12 protein-coding genes are annotated in these 15,767 nt (G+C 55.6%); 3 read left to right on the top strand and 9 right to left on the bottom strand.

Annotated elements, in window-relative coordinates; translation table 11 throughout:
- Positions 1-55: 55 nt before the first annotated feature.
- The 8 genes from rpsJ to H6F75_RS11100 form a co-directional block, all read right to left on the bottom strand.
- A complete protein-coding gene (gene rpsJ / locus H6F75_RS11135; RefSeq protein WP_017300626.1) occupies positions 56-373 on the bottom strand; it encodes a 30S ribosomal protein S10 in 318 nt (105 codons plus the stop codon).
- A gap of 109 nt (positions 374-482) precedes the next feature.
- Positions 483-1,712, bottom strand: coding sequence for an elongation factor Tu (gene tuf / locus H6F75_RS11130; RefSeq protein WP_190752130.1), 1,230 nt, complete (start codon positions 1,710-1,712; stop codon positions 483-485).
- 23 nt (positions 1,713-1,735) lie between these two features.
- Positions 1,736-3,811, bottom strand: a complete 2,076-nt coding sequence (gene fusA / locus H6F75_RS11125) for an elongation factor G (protein ID WP_190752128.1) — start codon at positions 3,809-3,811, stop codon at positions 1,736-1,738.
- 126 nt (positions 3,812-3,937) lie between these two features.
- On the bottom strand, positions 3,938-4,408 hold the full coding sequence (rpsG, locus tag H6F75_RS11120; RefSeq protein WP_073606927.1) for a 30S ribosomal protein S7: 471 nt from the start codon (positions 4,406-4,408) through the stop codon (positions 3,938-3,940).
- 188 nt (positions 4,409-4,596) lie between these two features.
- A complete protein-coding gene (gene rpsL / locus H6F75_RS11115; RefSeq protein ID WP_190752126.1) occupies positions 4,597-4,971 on the bottom strand; it encodes a 30S ribosomal protein S12 in 375 nt (124 codons plus the stop codon).
- A 130-nt stretch (positions 4,972-5,101) separates the two neighbouring features.
- Positions 5,102-5,488, bottom strand: coding sequence for an iron-sulfur cluster assembly accessory protein (locus tag H6F75_RS11110; RefSeq protein WP_190752124.1), 387 nt, complete (start codon positions 5,486-5,488; stop codon positions 5,102-5,104).
- 93 nt (positions 5,489-5,581) lie between these two features.
- Positions 5,582-6,001 (bottom strand): cupin domain-containing protein, encoded by a 420-nt coding sequence (locus tag H6F75_RS11105; protein WP_190752122.1) that lies wholly within the window; start codon positions 5,999-6,001, stop codon positions 5,582-5,584.
- A 286-nt stretch (positions 6,002-6,287) separates the two neighbouring features.
- Entirely contained in the window at positions 6,288-8,084 is a 1,797-nt protein-coding gene (locus H6F75_RS11100) for a phosphodiester glycosidase family protein (protein WP_190752120.1), read from the bottom strand.
- Between the two features lie 483 nt (positions 8,085-8,567).
- Between H6F75_RS11100 and gltB the strand changes: the two genes are divergently transcribed.
- Both gltB and H6F75_RS11090 read left to right on the top strand, forming a co-directional pair.
- Entirely contained in the window at positions 8,568-13,262 is a 4,695-nt protein-coding gene (gene gltB / locus H6F75_RS11095; protein ID WP_190752118.1) for a glutamate synthase large subunit, read from the top strand.
- A 310-nt stretch (positions 13,263-13,572) separates the two neighbouring features.
- Positions 13,573-13,752: a hypothetical protein gene (locus H6F75_RS11090; protein ID WP_190752116.1), complete on the top strand. Its 180-nt coding sequence runs from the start codon at positions 13,573-13,575 to the stop codon at positions 13,750-13,752.
- A 7-nt stretch (positions 13,753-13,759) separates the two neighbouring features.
- On the opposite strand, the gene H6F75_RS11085 is transcribed toward H6F75_RS11090, so the two are convergent.
- On the bottom strand, positions 13,760-14,857 hold the full coding sequence (locus tag H6F75_RS11085; RefSeq protein ID WP_277874249.1) for an FAD-dependent oxidoreductase: 1,098 nt from the start codon (positions 14,855-14,857) through the stop codon (positions 13,760-13,762).
- A 57-nt stretch (positions 14,858-14,914) separates the two neighbouring features.
- On the opposite strand from H6F75_RS11085, the gene H6F75_RS11080 reads away from it, so the two are divergent.
- A complete protein-coding gene (locus H6F75_RS11080) occupies positions 14,915-15,766 on the top strand; it encodes a hypothetical protein (RefSeq protein WP_190752112.1) in 852 nt (283 codons plus the stop codon).
- Position 15,767: the final 1 nt, after the last annotated feature.

Genomic DNA, 15,767 nt, shown 5'->3' with positions numbered 1-15,767 from the left:
TCAACACAAAGAACCCGCTGAATGTTTATATTCAGCGGGTTCAACAGGTAAGGACTTAGAGCTTAACTTCGATATCAACCCCAGCAGGCAGATCTAGCTTCATCAAAGCATCAATGGTTTTAGAAGAAGGCTGGTAAATATCGATAATTCTGCGATGGGTACGGCTTTCGAAATGCTCCCGAGAGTCTTTGTCCACGTGGGGAGAACGCAGAACGCAATAGATACGTCGTTTGGTCGGCAAGGGGATCGGGCCAATAGCTGTGGCGTTAGTGCGATTAGCAGTATCCACAATCTTTTCGCAGGAGGTGTCAAGCAGCCTGCGATCAAAGGCTTTGAGGCGAATTCGAATTTTTTGTTGCTGAATAGTAGCCATAGATCTTAGAAGAATGAATTGTCAAGGTACAGCGGCAAAAGCTTTGGAAACGAAAGACAGGAGCAAACCCTGGAGGCTTACTCCTGTCCTTAAGGAAGTAGTCTAGAAACTACTTCAGGATTTTAGAAACCACACCGGCTCCCACAGTACGGCCGCCTTCGCGAATTGCAAAGCGCATGCCCTGCTCAATAGCAATGGGGTTGATGAGTTCGACAGTCATCTTGATGCGATCGCCGGGCATAACCATTTCAGCATCACTACCATCGTCAGAGGTAAAAGCGATGATGCTGCCGGTTACGTCGGTGGTACGCACATAGAACTGAGGCTTGTACCCAGGGAAGAAGGGAGTATGACGACCGCCCTCTTCCTTCTTAAGGATGTAGACCTCAGACTCAAACTGGGTGTGAGGGGTGATGCTACCAGGCTTAGCCAACACCATGCCGCGCTCGATGTCCTCTTTTTGAAGACCCCGTAGCAACAACCCAGCATTGTCACCAGCCATGCCTTCTTCAAGGCTCTTCTTGAACATCTCAACCCCAGTAACAGTGGTGCTACGGGTGTCGCGAATGCCAACCAACTCAACGGTTTCGCCAACCTTGATCTTGCCGCGCTCAATCCGCCCAGTGGCTACGGTACCCCGACCTGTGATCGAGAACACGTCCTCAACAGCCATCAGGAAAGGCTTGTCGATATCGCGCTCAGGGGTGGGAATGTAATCATCAACGCTGTCCATCAGCGCCAGGATCTTGTCAACCCACTCGTTTTCACCACGGGAAATTTTGGGGGTAGCGGTTAGCGCTTCCACAGCAAGCAAAGCAGAACCAGAAGTGATGGGAATATCATCACCAGGGAAGTCGTAGGAGCTGAGCAGTTCGCGCACCTCTAGCTCAACCAGTTCCAGCAGCTCTTCGTCATCAACCTGATCTTGCTTATTCAGGAAGACAACAATGCTAGGTACACCGACCTGCTTGGCCAGCAGAATGTGCTCACGAGTTTGAGGCATAGGGCCGTCAGCAGCAGAGCATACCAGGATGGCACCATCCATCTGAGCTGCGCCGGTGATCATGTTCTTGACGTAGTCAGCGTGTCCGGGGCAGTCAACGTGGGCGTAGTGGCGAGTCTCAGTCTCGTACTCCACGTGGGCCGTGTTGATGGTGATACCACGAGCCTTTTCTTCGGGTGCCGCATCGATCTCGTCATATTTGCGAGCCTTAGCGCCACCGGCTGCCGCCAGTGTCATGGTAATGGCAGCCGTCAGAGTGGTTTTGCCATGGTCAACGTGACCGATAGTGCCGATGTTGACGTGGGGTTTATTGCGTTGAAACTTTTCGCGTGCCATTTACGTTACGTGTCCTTTCCTTTCTAAGCGTTCCCAGTGTTTTTAGAGATAATGGCCTCAGCCACGTTCCGAGGAACCTCGCCATAATGGCTAAACTCCATCGAAAAAATGCCCCGACCCTGCGTTTTAGAGCGGATGTCGGTAGCATAACCAAACATCTCAGCTAGGGGAACATGGGCTGTAACCTTTGCAACGTCAACCTCTGTTCCCATACCCTCGATCTGGCCACGGCGGGAGTTTAAATCTCCCATGACGTCACCCAGAAAATCTTCTGGAACTTCAACCTCGACCTTCATGATCGGCTCTAGAAGGACGGGAGACGCCTGCATGACGGCTTCCTTCATCGCCATTGACCCGGCAATTTTAAAGGCCATCTCTGATGAGTCTACATCGTGGTAAGACCCATCGACCAGAGTAACCTTTAAATCAATCACGGGGTACCCAGCTAGGATACCAGATTCGCAGGCCTCTTTCATGCCCTGTTCAGCTGGGGAAACATATTCTTTAGGAATGGTTCCCCCAACAATTTTAGACACAAACTCAAAGCCACTGCTTTCTTCAGAGGGTTCTACCTCAACCACCACGTGACCATACTGGCCTTTACCGCCGCTCTGGCGAATAAACTTGCCCTCGGCTCTCGTAGCCTTGCGAATGGTTTCTCGATAGGCCACTTGGGGAGCGCCAATATTGGCCTCTACCTTAAACTCTCGCAGCATGCGGTCAACAAGAATATCGAGGTGCAATTCCCCCATACCAGCGATCACAGTCTGGTTAGTCTCTGGATTAGTGCTGACTCGGAAGGTGGGGTCTTCCTCCGATAGGGATTGCAGAGCCTTGGACAGCTTGTCCATATCCTGCTTGGTTTTGGGCTCTACCGCCACGGAGATAACCGGCTCGGGCACAAAGAGCGATTCCAGCACGATAGGATCCGCAGGATCGCAAATAGTGTCACCAGTAAAGGTTTCTTTGAGGCCAATGGCAGCTCCCAGATCCCCGGCTCGTAATTCGTCAACCTCAATGCGATCGTCAGCTTTCAACACAATGAGACGAGAAATCCGCTCTTTTTTATCCTTAGTGGCGTTGTAAATATAGCTGCCCTTCTTGAGCACCCCAGAGTAGACTCGCACGAAGGTGAGCCGTCCGTAGGGATCGGCCATGATCTTAAACGCCAAGGCGGCCAGAGGGGCGTCGTCATTGGCAGGCCGCTCACCCAGTTCACCATTGGGCAAGTGTCCCTGAATTGGCGGCACCTCAATGGGAGAAGGCAAATAATCTACAACCGCATCTAACAGCAGCTGCACCCCCTTGTTCTTGAAGGCGGAGCCACACAGAACTGGTACGATAGTGCCCTGGATTGTGCCTTTACGCAAGGCGTTAGCAATTTCGGCTGAAGACAGCGGCTGTCCTTCGAAGTATTTTTCCATTAGGGCATCGTCGGTCTCGGCCACCGCTTCAACTAGCTTGGCCCGATACTCCTCCGCTACATCCTGGACATCAGTCGGTATCTCTGTGTCCTCAAAGTTTTGACCTAGATCGTCGTGATAGATACGGGCGCGCATAGCAACTAGGTCAACAACGCCCTGGAAGTTGCCCTCAGCCCCAACGGGAATTTGAATTGGTACGGCGTTTGCCCCCAAGCGATCGCGCAACTGGCCGCACACTTTCAAAAAGTCTGCCCCAGTACGGTCCATCTTATTGACGAAGGCAATGCGAGGAACGCTGTAGCGATTGGCTTGACGCCAAACTGTTTCTGATTGAGGCTGCACCCCTCCCACCGAGTCAAATACAGCAATCACCCCGTCCAAGACGCGCATGGAACGCTCGACCTCAATCGTGAAGTCGACGTGGCCAGGGGTGTCGATGATATTGATCTGATGGTCTCGCCAGCTGGTAGTAATGGCCGCTGCCGTGATAGTGATCCCCCGTTCCCGCTCCTGCTCCATCCAGTCAGTAACGGCGGTACCCTCGTGAACCTCACCAATTTTGTGCACCATGCCTGAGTAGAACAGGATGCGCTCTGTGGTGGTGGTTTTGCCAGCGTCAATGTGGGCCGCAATCCCAATGTTTCTTACCCGCTCTAGGGGCGTTGTCCGTGCCACAGCTCCCTCCTTATTACCCTATAGCCGATCGCTTCGGCAAACCCGAACAAACAAATTTATTCTAGGAAATAGAAACAGCGATCGCCAATCGAGCAGAAGCTCTGTAGCCACAATCACCGTTTCAGATTAGTACCGGTAGTGAGCAAAGGCTTTGTTCGCTTCTGCCATCCGGTGAGTTTCTTCACGCTTGCGAACTGCACCACCCGTCTCGTTGGCGGCATCCATCAGCTCGTTAGCCAGTTTGATGGCCATCGACTTACCAGGGCGCTGACGAGCGAACTGGGTCAACCAGCGCAGTGCCAATGCAACGCTGCGCTCAGAACGAACTTCCATAGGCACTTGGTACGTAGCACCCCCCACTCGCCGGGCCTTTACCTCAACTAGAGGAGAGGCATTACGCACTGCCCGTTCAAAAACGTCTAAGGGATCGCCACCACTGCGCTCTTTGATAATTGTAAAAGAGTTATAGATGATCTTGTCGGCCAAAGACTTTTTGCCGCTGGTCATCAGACGGCGACTCATCATAGTGATAAGACGGCTGTTGTAGACAGAATCGGGCGGAATCGGGCGCTTTTGAATGACGGTACGGCGAGACATGATTCAAATTCCAGTGATTAAAGGCTAGCTGCGCGGACGAAACGAACTTAATACTTAGCGAAGAAGGCCGATGAAGCCTGAGTCACAATCGCCAGCAACTTGAAACAGAATAGATTGACGGCTCAAAGCGCAAGCCAGTGCATTCAACTGCGACAAGTTGTAGACTGACCCAATACTTTTGGCCAACTCTACGACTTAGGACGCTTGGCCCCGTACTTGGAACGTCCCTGACGACGATCTTTTACGCCAGCTGTGTCAAGGGTGCCGCGAATGATGTGGTAGCGAACACCGGGAAGGTCTTTGACCCGGCCACCACGAATCATAACTACGGAGTGCTCCTGCAGGTTGTGACCAATGCCGGGAATGTAGGCAGTGACCTCAAATCCGGAAGTTAAGCGCACCCTAGCCACTTTCCGCAGAGCCGAGTTAGGCTTTTTAGGAGTGGTGGTATACACACGGGTACAAACCCCCCGACGCTGCGGACAGCTCTTTAGAGCAGGGGATTTAGTTTTTTGGTCGGCTTTTTGGCGCTCACTCCGGATGAGTTGCTGAATCGTGGGCATAGGACGCTTCTGCTGCTACGGCTGATAAGACTCGAGTTTTCACAAGATCTAATGCTACCACTCTGAAGAAGCTTTGGTCAAACGCTACGATCTACAGCCTAAAGCATTGCTTGCTTAAGAGATTGGAGCCTTAGGGCGTTGGCAAATGAGCGGCAGTGCAGTCCTGAGTAACCGGGGTGTCAGCGCTCAAAGCGAAGGCATTGCCGCAGCCGCAGGTGCGCTGGGCTATGGGGTTGACAAAGCGAAACCCGCCACCCATCAGATCTTCGGCATAATCAATCGTCAGGTCTTGGACTAAATCCACCTGATCGATGGGCACTGCAAGGCTGATGTCACCGCAGGCTAGGTCTGCCAGCGGCCGCTGAGACGTGACGTTGGCGGTTAGATGATAAGTCCAATCGGCACAGCCACCCGGCTCAAGGGTGAGGTAGACCTGAGGTGAAGATCCGTTGTGGGCAGTATGCCGACGCAGCAGTCGTTTGAGTTCTTGAGCAGCGGCGGGACGAATTTGAACCATGGGAACTTTGCAGTAACGGTCGAAAAACGGCGGTAATGCTGAGCTTAGCATTACCGCCGTTTTTCGTTGTGCTGATTTAATTAGGACAACAGCCTAGATGTTTTCGGCTCGAGAATAGTCGTCTTGAAAGCGAACAATGTCGTCTTCGCCTAGATATTCGCCATTTTGAACTTCAATCAGCACTAGGGGAATAACGCCCACATTCTCCAGACGGTGCTGGGTGCAAGGCGGTACGTAAGTAGACTGATTAGTAGACAGAAGAATTTCGTTTTCGCCACAAACCACTTTGGCGGTGCCGGACACCACAATCCAGTGCTCACTGCGATGGTGATGCATTTGTAGGCTCAGGCGATGTCCAGGCTTGACTTCAATACGCTTAATTTTATAGCCGCGGCCCTCTTCGAGCACTGTATAAGAACCCCAGGGGCGCAGCCCGGTTTCGGCAATTTCTTTGCCGTTGCTGGTGGCCAGGGCCAACGCGGTGGGCTGAATCGTCTCTTGTAGTTTTGGCATACCGAATAATTCTCCTAGAACCTGAATGTATAAGACTGTGGCGGAATAAGCGACTCGGGAGAATCGCGTTGTCCTATGGTGCCCATTGCGATCAGACTTTTGTTTTGGCCCAAGAGTTTCAGATGCACAAGGCTCGGGCGAGGTTTTCAGGCAATAGTCTAACAAGCACACCCTGACAGAGCGGGGTATCTGGGCAGAGCAAGACACAAAAACACAAATTCTTTATACCTACTTTGAGGTTTTAAAGAATTTGGGGCGGACGCTGTAGCGCTGGAACCCCAAAAGACTACGGGAAAAACAATCCGATGCCGTTGTTTACCCTAGCTGCCGTGCGGGGAGAACGATTGATCAGCCGACCGCCTAAATAAAGACTGGCGGAGCTCCCGCCGTCCAAATTGAGGGCGTTGGTGCTACCCAACTGAAGCATGATTTGAGCCAGCTGATCGAGGGTAGGGCCTGGGCCTTGGGGGCTATTGTGAACGGCTACCAGCAGAATTTCGCCAGTGGCGGTGAGGCCGATGGCGCTGCGAGGAGCGGCCTGAGTGCCAAAGGCAGCACTGAACTGCTCTAGCTGGGCGTCGAGAACGAGGGCGCGATCGCGAATCAGCAACGGCCCACCGCCAATTAAGTTGGGAAAAGGAGCCATCGTCGCGGGTAGGAGGTCAGACGCGATGGTAACCCGCTGTCCCGGTGGCAGGGCTTGGGCAGCTGTAGCGTAGGAGCGTAGGGCCAGCAGGTAGCCGTTGGGGGGAATCGGTAGTCCCGCTGGACCAATGGTGGCCGCAGACTGCTGGGCGGTGACTACGTCATCTACCACTGTGACCACGGTCTCGCTCTCAATCACAGGGCGGTAGGTCGATCCCCAAGCGGGAGTGTAGAGGCCGATGCCCGCCTGTACATAGCCGCTGTTGATCGCCAGCACTGGATAAGTCTGACCGCTAGAAGTTGTAAGCGTCTGCTGCAAGGCCAGCCGCTCCATACGCACCTGACCTTGGTCGTTCCACCCTACGACCCCACGACTGAGAATGGGCCCTGAGATCCAGGTGTTGTTGGTACGTACAGCTCCGAGGGGGTATTGGTTATTACGGTTGAAGAACCCGGCGTTGATGGCAGCGGCCGCCTGCCACCGTTGGGCAATGGTCGTCAACGGGGCAGTACCCACTGCCGTAGTGGGATCGGTCCAAATGGGGCGCAGGCTGGTCTGGGTAGGGTCGATTTGTAAGTAATAGACGGGAAACGGCTGACCGGCTACGGAGATATACCGCTGCTGCCAGCGCACTCCAGGGGCCCAAGCAATGCTGTGGGGCTGAAGGTTGTCGGCACGAATGTCGACCACGATCTGGTTGGGATTAACCTGAGTGACCAAGCGGGGTTGGTGACGGGTACTGGCCTGGAGGCGGATGCCGCCATTTGTAGGGGAAACGGTAAGTGCTCCTAAATATGAGCCGGCGGGGGCGGCGATCGCATCCCCAACTACCCGACTATCGGCAGTGGCCGCCAAAGTGAGGGTCAGGGCATCGGCACTGTCGGACAGGGCAGCGGGCACTGGGCCTGATAGGTCTATGATTAGGCGCTCACCGCCAGGTTGAGTAATGCGACGCAGCGCTATCACCTGGGCCGGAGCAGTGGTAACTTGCAGAGTGCCCCCCTGGGGCTGTACCTGCCAGCCATAGCGGGCAGCCAGAGGCATGATGTCGAGAAACCGATAGCCACCCTGAACCCAGGCGGAGAGTTCCACGGCGCTGCCAGGCTCGGCAAACCACTGCACAGGCTGTCGACTAGGGTCACTGTTATTGAGCAAGGTAGCCCCTAAATATGCAGTCAAGCCGTAGTCGGCCAGGCCAATTTTGCCATTGACCATCGTCCAAGGAACAGCAGCGGAACTGCCGTTGATGGTCAGGGTTTGGCCTTGGGTGGCAGGGGTTGCAGCCGCATCGGCTATGACTGTCTCAGGTGGCGAGGCAGGAGGGACCGCTAGAATGGGAGCGGGGGCGATCGCAGCTACGACGCTTAGACCCAGCCAGCCAATCCAGCCTCCTACGACCCAGCGATGCTTTAGGCAAAAGTGAAAGAGTAATCGCATCAAGGCTGGCCATTTCACCATAGAAACCATCGCGGTATAAGGTCTAATGCTGACGGGGTAAAACGGCAAACCACTAAACAGTCAAACGCTGTTTAAGAGGTTTTTGAAACAATCGCTACCGTTACTGCCGCTTAATTCTAAGAAGCTATGGCTACATGCTAGGTCTAAGGTTTGTAAACTACTGATAAAGTCTGTAAATTACAGATAAAGCGCTGAGTGCGCCAATGCTTTATGACTAGGACCACTGCCCCTAGTTCCCTCTGACAGACCGAGATGATTGACCTCGGCAGGCACTACCCCTAAGCCTGCCGAGGTTGCTTAAATCGACGCGGGGTCGGCTCCCCGTTCTAGCCCGTTTTAAGACTGTGCCTAGCGATTTGATTTTAAAGGCTCTGCCGTCTTGCTGCGGGGTGTGTGCTGTTAGGCTAGTTCTCCCAGCTAAATTCGTTGCTCTGCTTTTACCACACCTTATCTTCCTCTTCCATGGGACGTACACCTGTGAATCACCCCTACCAACCTCGGCAGCACACCCGTTCTGAATGGCCAAATTGGGGGCCAAAGTCGTTAGTTGAAGAACGCGATGCTTGTGGCGTAGGCTTTTTAGCCGATCGCCAGAACCGCGCTAGTCACGATTTAGTGGCCAAGGCTCTAGCGGCCCTCGACTGCATGGAGCACCGAGGAGGATGCTGCGCCGACCAGGCTTCTGGCGATGGGGCCGGGGTGATGACGGCAATTCCGTGGGCGGTGCTCAACCGCTGGGCAGCGGAGCAGGGGTATGGGGCGCTGGAGAGCGATCGCACCGGCGTGGCGATGATTTTTCTGCCTAATCATAGTGAGACGGCAGCTTTTGTGCGCGACACCTTCAATCAGGTGGTCAAAGACGAGGGGCTGAGCGTGGTGGGATGGCGCCCTGTGCCTGTACACCCTGACGTGCTGGGTCCCCTGGCGAAGCAGTATCAACCCCACATTGAGCAGCTGGTGATCGCTTCAGCGACAGAAACCGGCGAGGACCTAGAGCGTCGGCTTTACCTAGTGCGTCGTCAGGTGCTGCATTTGGTTGCCAAGGCAGCCATCAATCCTGGTGAGCGGGCGGCATCTGTAGCCGATCTGAAGGAGTTTTATGTGTGCTCCTGCTCCTGCCGCACGATTGTGTACAAGGGCATGGTGCGATCGGCGGTGCTGGCGGCCTTTTACGATGACCTCCGCGATCCCGACTACATCAGCTCGTTTGCCGTGTACCACCGTCGGTTTAGCACCAATACTATGCCCAAGTGGCCCTTAGCCCACCCCATGCGGCTGCTGGGTCACAACGGCGAAATCAACACCTTGGTGGGCAACATCAACTGGATGGTGGCACGCCAAGCCGATCTCCACCATTCAGTGTGGGGCGATCGCGTTGAGCTACTCAAGCCCATCGTCAACGCCGAGAACAGCGACTCCGCTAACCTCGACAATGTCATGGAGCTGCTGGTGCGATCGGGCCGTTCTCCCCAGGAAGCCCTGATGATGATGGTGCCCGAGGCCTACAACAACCAGCCCGAGCTAGACTCTTATCCCGAAATCACTGATTTCTACGAGTACTACAGTGGCCTGCAAGAGCCTTGGGATGGCCCAGCGCTGATTGTCTTTAGCGACGGTACTCAAGTGGGGGCCACCCTCGACCGCAATGGTCTGCGCCCAGCCCGCTACGTAGTCACCAAAGACGATCTGCTGATGGTGTCGTCGGAGGCGGGGGTGCTCGATGTGGCCCCCGCAGACATCTTAGAGAAGGGTCGCCTGGGCCCTGGCCAGATGATTGCGGTCGATCTACAGAGTCAGGAAATTCTCAAAAACTGGGCTATTAAGCAGCGGGTGGCCACACGGCACCCCTACGGCCAGTGGCTCAAGGACAACCGAGCTGAGATCCAGCCCCAGCTGTTTGCGGAGGAGACCCTTTACCCCGCCGCCGACCTGCTGCCCCAGCAGAGCGCCTTTGGCTACACCGTCGAAGACGTAGACATGATTATTCAGGACATGGCGGCCCAGGGTAAAGAGCCCACCTTCTGTATGGGCGATGACACACCCCACGCCGTGCTGTCAGAAAAGCCCCACCTGCTCTATGACTACTTCAAGCAGCGCTTTGCCCAAGTTACCAACCCGGCCATTGACCCCCTGCGCGAGCGACTGGTGATGTCGCTCGCTACCCAGCTTGGCGGCCAGGGCAACCTGCTAGATGAGCAGCCTGAGTACGCCCACTTGCTCAAGCTGGAAAGCCCGGTAATCAATGAGGTGGAGCTAGAGCACATCCATGGGTCCGGCTTTGCCACCGCCACTCTGTCAACGCTGTATGCCACAGCAGATGGCCCTACGGGTTTGGCAAAGGCTGTGGCGGCGTTGTGCGATCGCGCCGACGCAGCCGTTAAAGCCGGTAAGACCATTCTGGTGCTGAGCGATCGCGTTGACGCCCAGGGAAACCCCACCCCGCTGAGCGCCGACATTAGTTATATTCCCCCCCTGCTGGCGGTGGGCGCAGTGCATCACCACTTAATTCGCGACGGACTGCGCATGCGCGCCTCCCTGGTAGTAGATACGGCCCAGTGCTGGAGCACCCACCACTTTGCTTGCCTAATTGGCTATGGGGCCAGCGCCGTGTGCCCTTACCTGGCGCTGGAATCGGTGCGCCACTGGTGGGCCGACAGCCGCACCCAAAAGCTGATGGAAACGGGCAAACTGCCGGTCATTACTCTCAATGGAGCCCAGGACAACTATCGCAAGGCGGTGGATGCTGGCCTGCTGAAGATTCTCTCAAAGATGGGCATCTCGCTGATTACCAGCTATCGGGGGGCGCAGATTTTTGAAGCGATCGGCATCGGCCCTGACCTGCTGGATCTGGCCTTCCGGGGCACCACTTCTCGGCTGGGCGGGCTCTCCATAGTAGATCTGGCCCAAGAGACGATTCAATTCCACCAGCGGGCGTTTCCTGAATTGTCGGCCAAACGCCTGCAAAATATGGGCTTTGTGCAGTCGCGGCCCAGCGGGGAATACCACATGAACAACCCCGCCATGTCGAAGCTGCTGCACAAAGCGGTGGCCGATCGCCAGTACGACCACTACGAGCTGTACCGCGCCCAGCTTGAAAATCGTCCTCTCAGTGCCCTACGAGATTTGCTGGAGTTTGAGAGCGATCGCCAGCCCATCGCCATCGATCAGGTGGAGTCGGCAGAGGCGATTATGCGCCGCTTCTGCACTGGAGGCATGTCCCTGGGAGCGCTGTCGCGCGAGGCCCACGAGGTGTTGGCGGTGGCCATGAACCGCATCGGTGGCAAGTCAAACTCTGGCGAAGGGGGCGAAGACCCGGTGCGCTTTAAGGTGCTCTCCGACGTTGATGCTGAGGGCAATTCGCCCACCTTTCCCCATCTGCGTGGCCTCAGGAACGGCGACACCGCCAGTTCCGCCATTAAGCAGGTGGCCTCAGGGCGGTTTGGGGTCACCCCCGAGTACCTGATGCACGCCGATCAGATTGAGATCAAGTTAGCTCAGGGAGCAAAGCCCGGTGAGGGTGGTCAGCTACCCGGCAAAAAGGTGAGCCCCTATATCGCTATGCTGCGCCGCTCAAAGCCTGGGGTGGCGCTGATCTCACCGCCCCCCCACCACGACATCTACTCTATTGAAGACCTGGCCCAGCTAATTTTTGACCTGCATCAGATCAACCCCAAGGCCGGGGTATCGGTGAAGCTGGTGTCTGAAGTGGGCATTGGCACCATCGCTGCCGGCGTTGCCAAGGCCAATGCCGATGTGATTCAGGTGTCAGGCCATGACGGTGGCACCGGGGCATCGCCCCTCAGCTCGATCAAGCACGCCGGGGTGCCCTGGGAGTTGGGCCTCACCGAGGTGCATAAAGTGCTGATGGATAACGAGCTGCGCGATCGCGTCACCCTGCGGGTCGATGGCGGCCTCAAAACCGGCTGGGATGTCGTCATGGGTGCCCTGATGGGGGCCGAAGAGTTTGGCTTTGGCTCCATCGCCATGATTGCCGAAGGCTGCATTATGGCGCGGGTCTGCCACACCAACAACTGTCCGGTGGGGGTAGCCACCCAAAAAGAAGAGTTGCGCCAGCGGTTTACCGGCGTGCCTGAGCACGTGGTGAATTTCTTCTTTTACATTGCCGAAGAGGTGCGATCGCTGCTGGCTCGCCTGGGCTATAGCTCCCTGATCGACATCGTGGGCCGGGCCGACCTGCTCCGGCCCCGAACGGATGTCTCCCTGGCTAAGACCAATGCCCTCGATCTCACCACCTTGATGGATCTACCCGACGGGCGGGGCGATCGCACCTGGCTGAACCACCAAGCCGTCCACAGCAACGGCCCCGTCCTCGACGACGACATGCTGGCTGACGCTGATATTCAGCACGCCATTCAGAACCAAGGCACGGCGACCAAAACCTATAGCGTGGTCACTACCGATCGCACGATTGGGGCTCGGGTCGCTGGAGCGATCGCCGAAAAGTACGGCAATAGTGGGTTTGAAGGGCAGCTCAACCTCAACTTTGAAGGCAGCGCCGGTCAGAGTTTTGGGGCATTTAATCTACCCGGTATGACCCTAACCCTAGTGGGCGAATCTAACGACTACGTTGGCAAGGGCATGCACGGTGGCGAAATTGTGATCAGGCCCCCCGCTGGCATTACCTACGATCCATCAACCAACGTGATTGTTGGCAACACCTGTCTCTATGGTGCCACCGGCGGCACCCTCTATGCCTTGGGCACCGCTGGCGAACGCTTTGCCGTGCGCAATTCAAAGGGGCAAGCGGTGATTGAGGGCGCTGGGGATCACTGCTGTGAATACATGACCGGTGGTGTGGTTGTCGTGCTGGGGCCGGTGGGTCGCAACGTTGGGGCTGGCATGACCGGCGGTCTAGCCTACTTTTTGGATGAAACCGGCGGTTTTCCAGTGCGGGTCAATCCCGAAATTGTCAAGGTTCAGCGGGTCATCACCCCCGCTGGGGAAGCCCAGCTCAAGGCGCTCATTGAAGCCCACCTAGCCCACACCGGCAGCCCCAAAGCCAAGGCAGTTCTGGCCAACTGGAACGACTACTTACCCCAGTTCTGGCAGGTGGTACCGCCCTCAGAGGCCGATACTCCAGAGGCCACCCCAGAGACTACCGGAGCTGAGAAGGTACTGAGTTCCAGCCAGTCATAGGGCAACGGGGGAAACGATAGTCGGTGGTTGCCCTGGCTATCGTTTCCCTCTCAACCGATGTCGCGCACCCCTTTGTTCCGGCAACATCTAAATTAAATAGGGGCCTGCCCTGGTGTCCCTTTGTGCTAAAGTAAATCTCTAGTTTTGGCATGTCGTAAGTTGACGAATGCCGGTGCGGGCAGATCGTCCGGCTTGAGATTTTTATTGGCCTTGAGTGCCTTCTTAAGCCTGAGATCGGGGTTATATCCCTGCTGTAGGTGCCGTGTCCTTGTTTACTGATCTCGTCTGCCCTGTTGTTTGAGGTTATTTAATGTCTAAGCGTCGCAATCCGAAAAAAGAAAAAGCTCTACGCAACCAGGCCTATGCCCGTAAATTCCGTAAAAAGCGGGCGGGTAATCAGCGCTTCTTCCGCCGCAACAATACCGGCGCAACGGATGAGGACAGCAACGAAGACAAAGAGAATAGCGAATACTCCAGCAACAACGCTTAAGCCAAGCCTATGTCAGGGCTGTGGCGATTAGCTGAGCGGCTTGGCGACCTGAGGCGATCGCGCCCTCGACATTTCCCCCACTGCACCAGTCACCGCAACCCACTAGCGTTGACACCGCTGGGGAATATAGCACAGGAGAGCCTAGGGGCTGTCTCACAAAGCCGTAGCGCCAGCGATGAACCTGCATCCAGGTTGGGGAGCTGAGCCAAGACGCCAAACTTTCTGCCATAGCAGCGAGTAGCTCCTGGCCAACCGACTCTAGATCGGAGCGATCGATATTGCTGGCCGCAAAGGCCGCACTGCTGTGCATTACCACCACCGACTCTTGCGGGTCGGTGCGTTTGCTGCTGTCTAAAGCAGCCCAACGTAATACCGAGTGTTTATTGCCATCCACCATCCAGCCGCCCAGAGAGGTCTGAGCCTGAAGGTTGGCAGATTTATCAGGGCTGTACCCAGCCATCGTGGTAATGACGGCGTCAAACTCTACGTTCTGAAGCTGGTGCATGAGTTTAGCCAGACCTTCGTTCTGGAGCGCGGCCCTGCCCATTAGAGCAGCGGCTTGTGGGGCAGGAATAGCTACAACCACAGCCTTAGCGTCTATTGAGCTAGGTTGTCCCTGGCGATCTGTGCTCAAGGTTTCTCCTTCAATTCGCCAACCCTCAGGTAGCGGAGTTAGCGCTGTAGCGCGCCAGTCGCGGTGAATAGTCAGCCCTGAAGCCAGAGCCTTAGCGACAGCACTCATGCCCTGGGGCGCTATATAAAATGTCTCCGTCGGCATGGCCTTAAGGAAATCGGTAGCCTCTAGAGCAAACGTCTCTGGCTCCCAAGGCTGTAGAACGCCAGTCTCCAGCAACGCAGGTAGGCAACTGAGCGTGGGGTCAGCGAAAGGCTGTAGATAGCGACAACCGTGATCGATAGTCGTAAAACCACGGCGGCGAGTAGCTAAGCGCCCCCCTAGCCCGCGAGACTTATCGATCACTGTCACCCGGAGGCCAACTTGCTGAAGCTGACGAGCCGCCGTCAGCCCGCTAATACCAGCGCCGATGACCACTACATCTTCCATACCCATTTCCCCAAATTTTGGTGTGTAGCCGTTGCTCAACATCCTATCTTGGGGAATTGTGTAAAAATGTAAGACAGTTTTTAAATATGGTGATGCCCAGTGGATGAGCTGCGGTCTGCCCTGGAGCTAGCAACAGACGAAGAACTCGAGGCCCTAACAGAAATGCTGTTTCGGCCACGCTTTAACCCGCTAGATTATTTGCAAAAAGCTGATCCATTGACCGTGAAAAGCGGCTCGCGGCAGCAGTGGCTCGATCAACTAGAACAGCGCTTTCGGTTTTTGGCAGCGGATGGGTTAACGGTGATTAACGGCCAGAGCCAACGAGTTAGCTATCGTCAGGCGCTGATTCAAATTTGCCATTACCTTAAGGTGCCTTACCTTGCCGCTTGGTCTACCGATGATTTAGAGGCAGAGGTATTTTTACACCTGCTGCGCAGCAATCTAAAGAAGCTGCCAAAAACAGAGCGCGATCGCCTGCAGCAGTCGGTTCAAAAGTCTCTACAAGGGTCAGCCCAGTTTCAGTCCTTGCCCCTAGCCCTGCAAGCTAACCCTTTGGGTTTATTAGCCAAGGGCAGCAGTGCCGTGGCAATTAGCACAGTTCTACAGCCCTGGCTGCTTCAGCATATTGCTCAGCAGATGGCCTTCCACATGGCCCGCTACGAAATAACTCGGCAGGCCGTCATTAAAGGGGGTGGCACGATGTTGACCCAAGTACATCGGCAGTTTGCTCTCCGCATGGCCTCTCGAGGAGTCGCCACTAGTGCCGCTCGTTACGGCGCTACTCGAGCCGTGTTTTCGGTACTAGGGCCTGCGCTGTGGGGCTGGTTTTTAGCCGATTTGGGCTGGCGGGCGATCGCGACTAACTACGGTCGAGTTATTCCTGTGGTATTTACCCTGGCTCAAATTCGCCTAACCCGTTCCTTTGACGATTGGGATTTAGCTCCGGGATAGG

Origin of the sequence: Nodosilinea sp. FACHB-131 (assembly GCF_014695395.1) — a bacterium.
In the GTDB taxonomy this organism is placed as follows: Bacteria; Cyanobacteriota; Cyanobacteriia; order Phormidesmidales; family Phormidesmidaceae; genus Nodosilinea.
Note: the sequence above shows the minus strand (reverse complement) of the source record. Positions and strands in the feature narration are given on the sequence as shown.

Excerpts from the sequence above, each read along its gene's own strand:
- rpsG (WP_073606927.1), bottom strand. The coding sequence starts at position 4,408 with ATGTCTCGCCGTACCGTCATTCAAAAGCGCCCGATTCCGCCCGATTCT.
- gltB (WP_190752118.1), top strand. The coding sequence starts at position 8,568 with ATGGGACGTACACCTGTGAATCACCCCTACCAACCTCGGCAGCACACC.
- H6F75_RS11090 (WP_190752116.1), top strand. The coding sequence starts at position 13,573 with ATGTCTAAGCGTCGCAATCCGAAAAAAGAAAAAGCTCTACGCAACCAG.
- H6F75_RS11110 (WP_190752124.1), bottom strand. The coding sequence starts at position 5,488 with ATGGTTCAAATTCGTCCCGCCGCTGCTCAAGAACTCAAACGACTGCTG.
- H6F75_RS11105 (WP_190752122.1), bottom strand. The coding sequence starts at position 6,001 with ATGCCAAAACTACAAGAGACGATTCAGCCCACCGCGTTGGCCCTGGCC.
- tuf (WP_190752130.1), bottom strand. The coding sequence starts at position 1,712 with ATGGCACGCGAAAAGTTTCAACGCAATAAACCCCACGTCAACATCGGC.
- H6F75_RS11100 (WP_190752120.1), bottom strand. The coding sequence starts at position 8,084 with ATGCGATTACTCTTTCACTTTTGCCTAAAGCATCGCTGGGTCGTAGGA.
- rpsJ (WP_017300626.1), bottom strand. The coding sequence starts at position 373 with ATGGCTACTATTCAGCAACAAAAAATTCGAATTCGCCTCAAAGCCTTT.
- rpsL (WP_190752126.1), bottom strand. The coding sequence starts at position 4,971 with ATGCCCACGATTCAGCAACTCATCCGGAGTGAGCGCCAAAAAGCCGAC.
- H6F75_RS11085 (WP_277874249.1), bottom strand. The coding sequence starts at position 14,857 with ATGTTGAGCAACGGCTACACACCAAAATTTGGGGAAATGGGTATGGAA.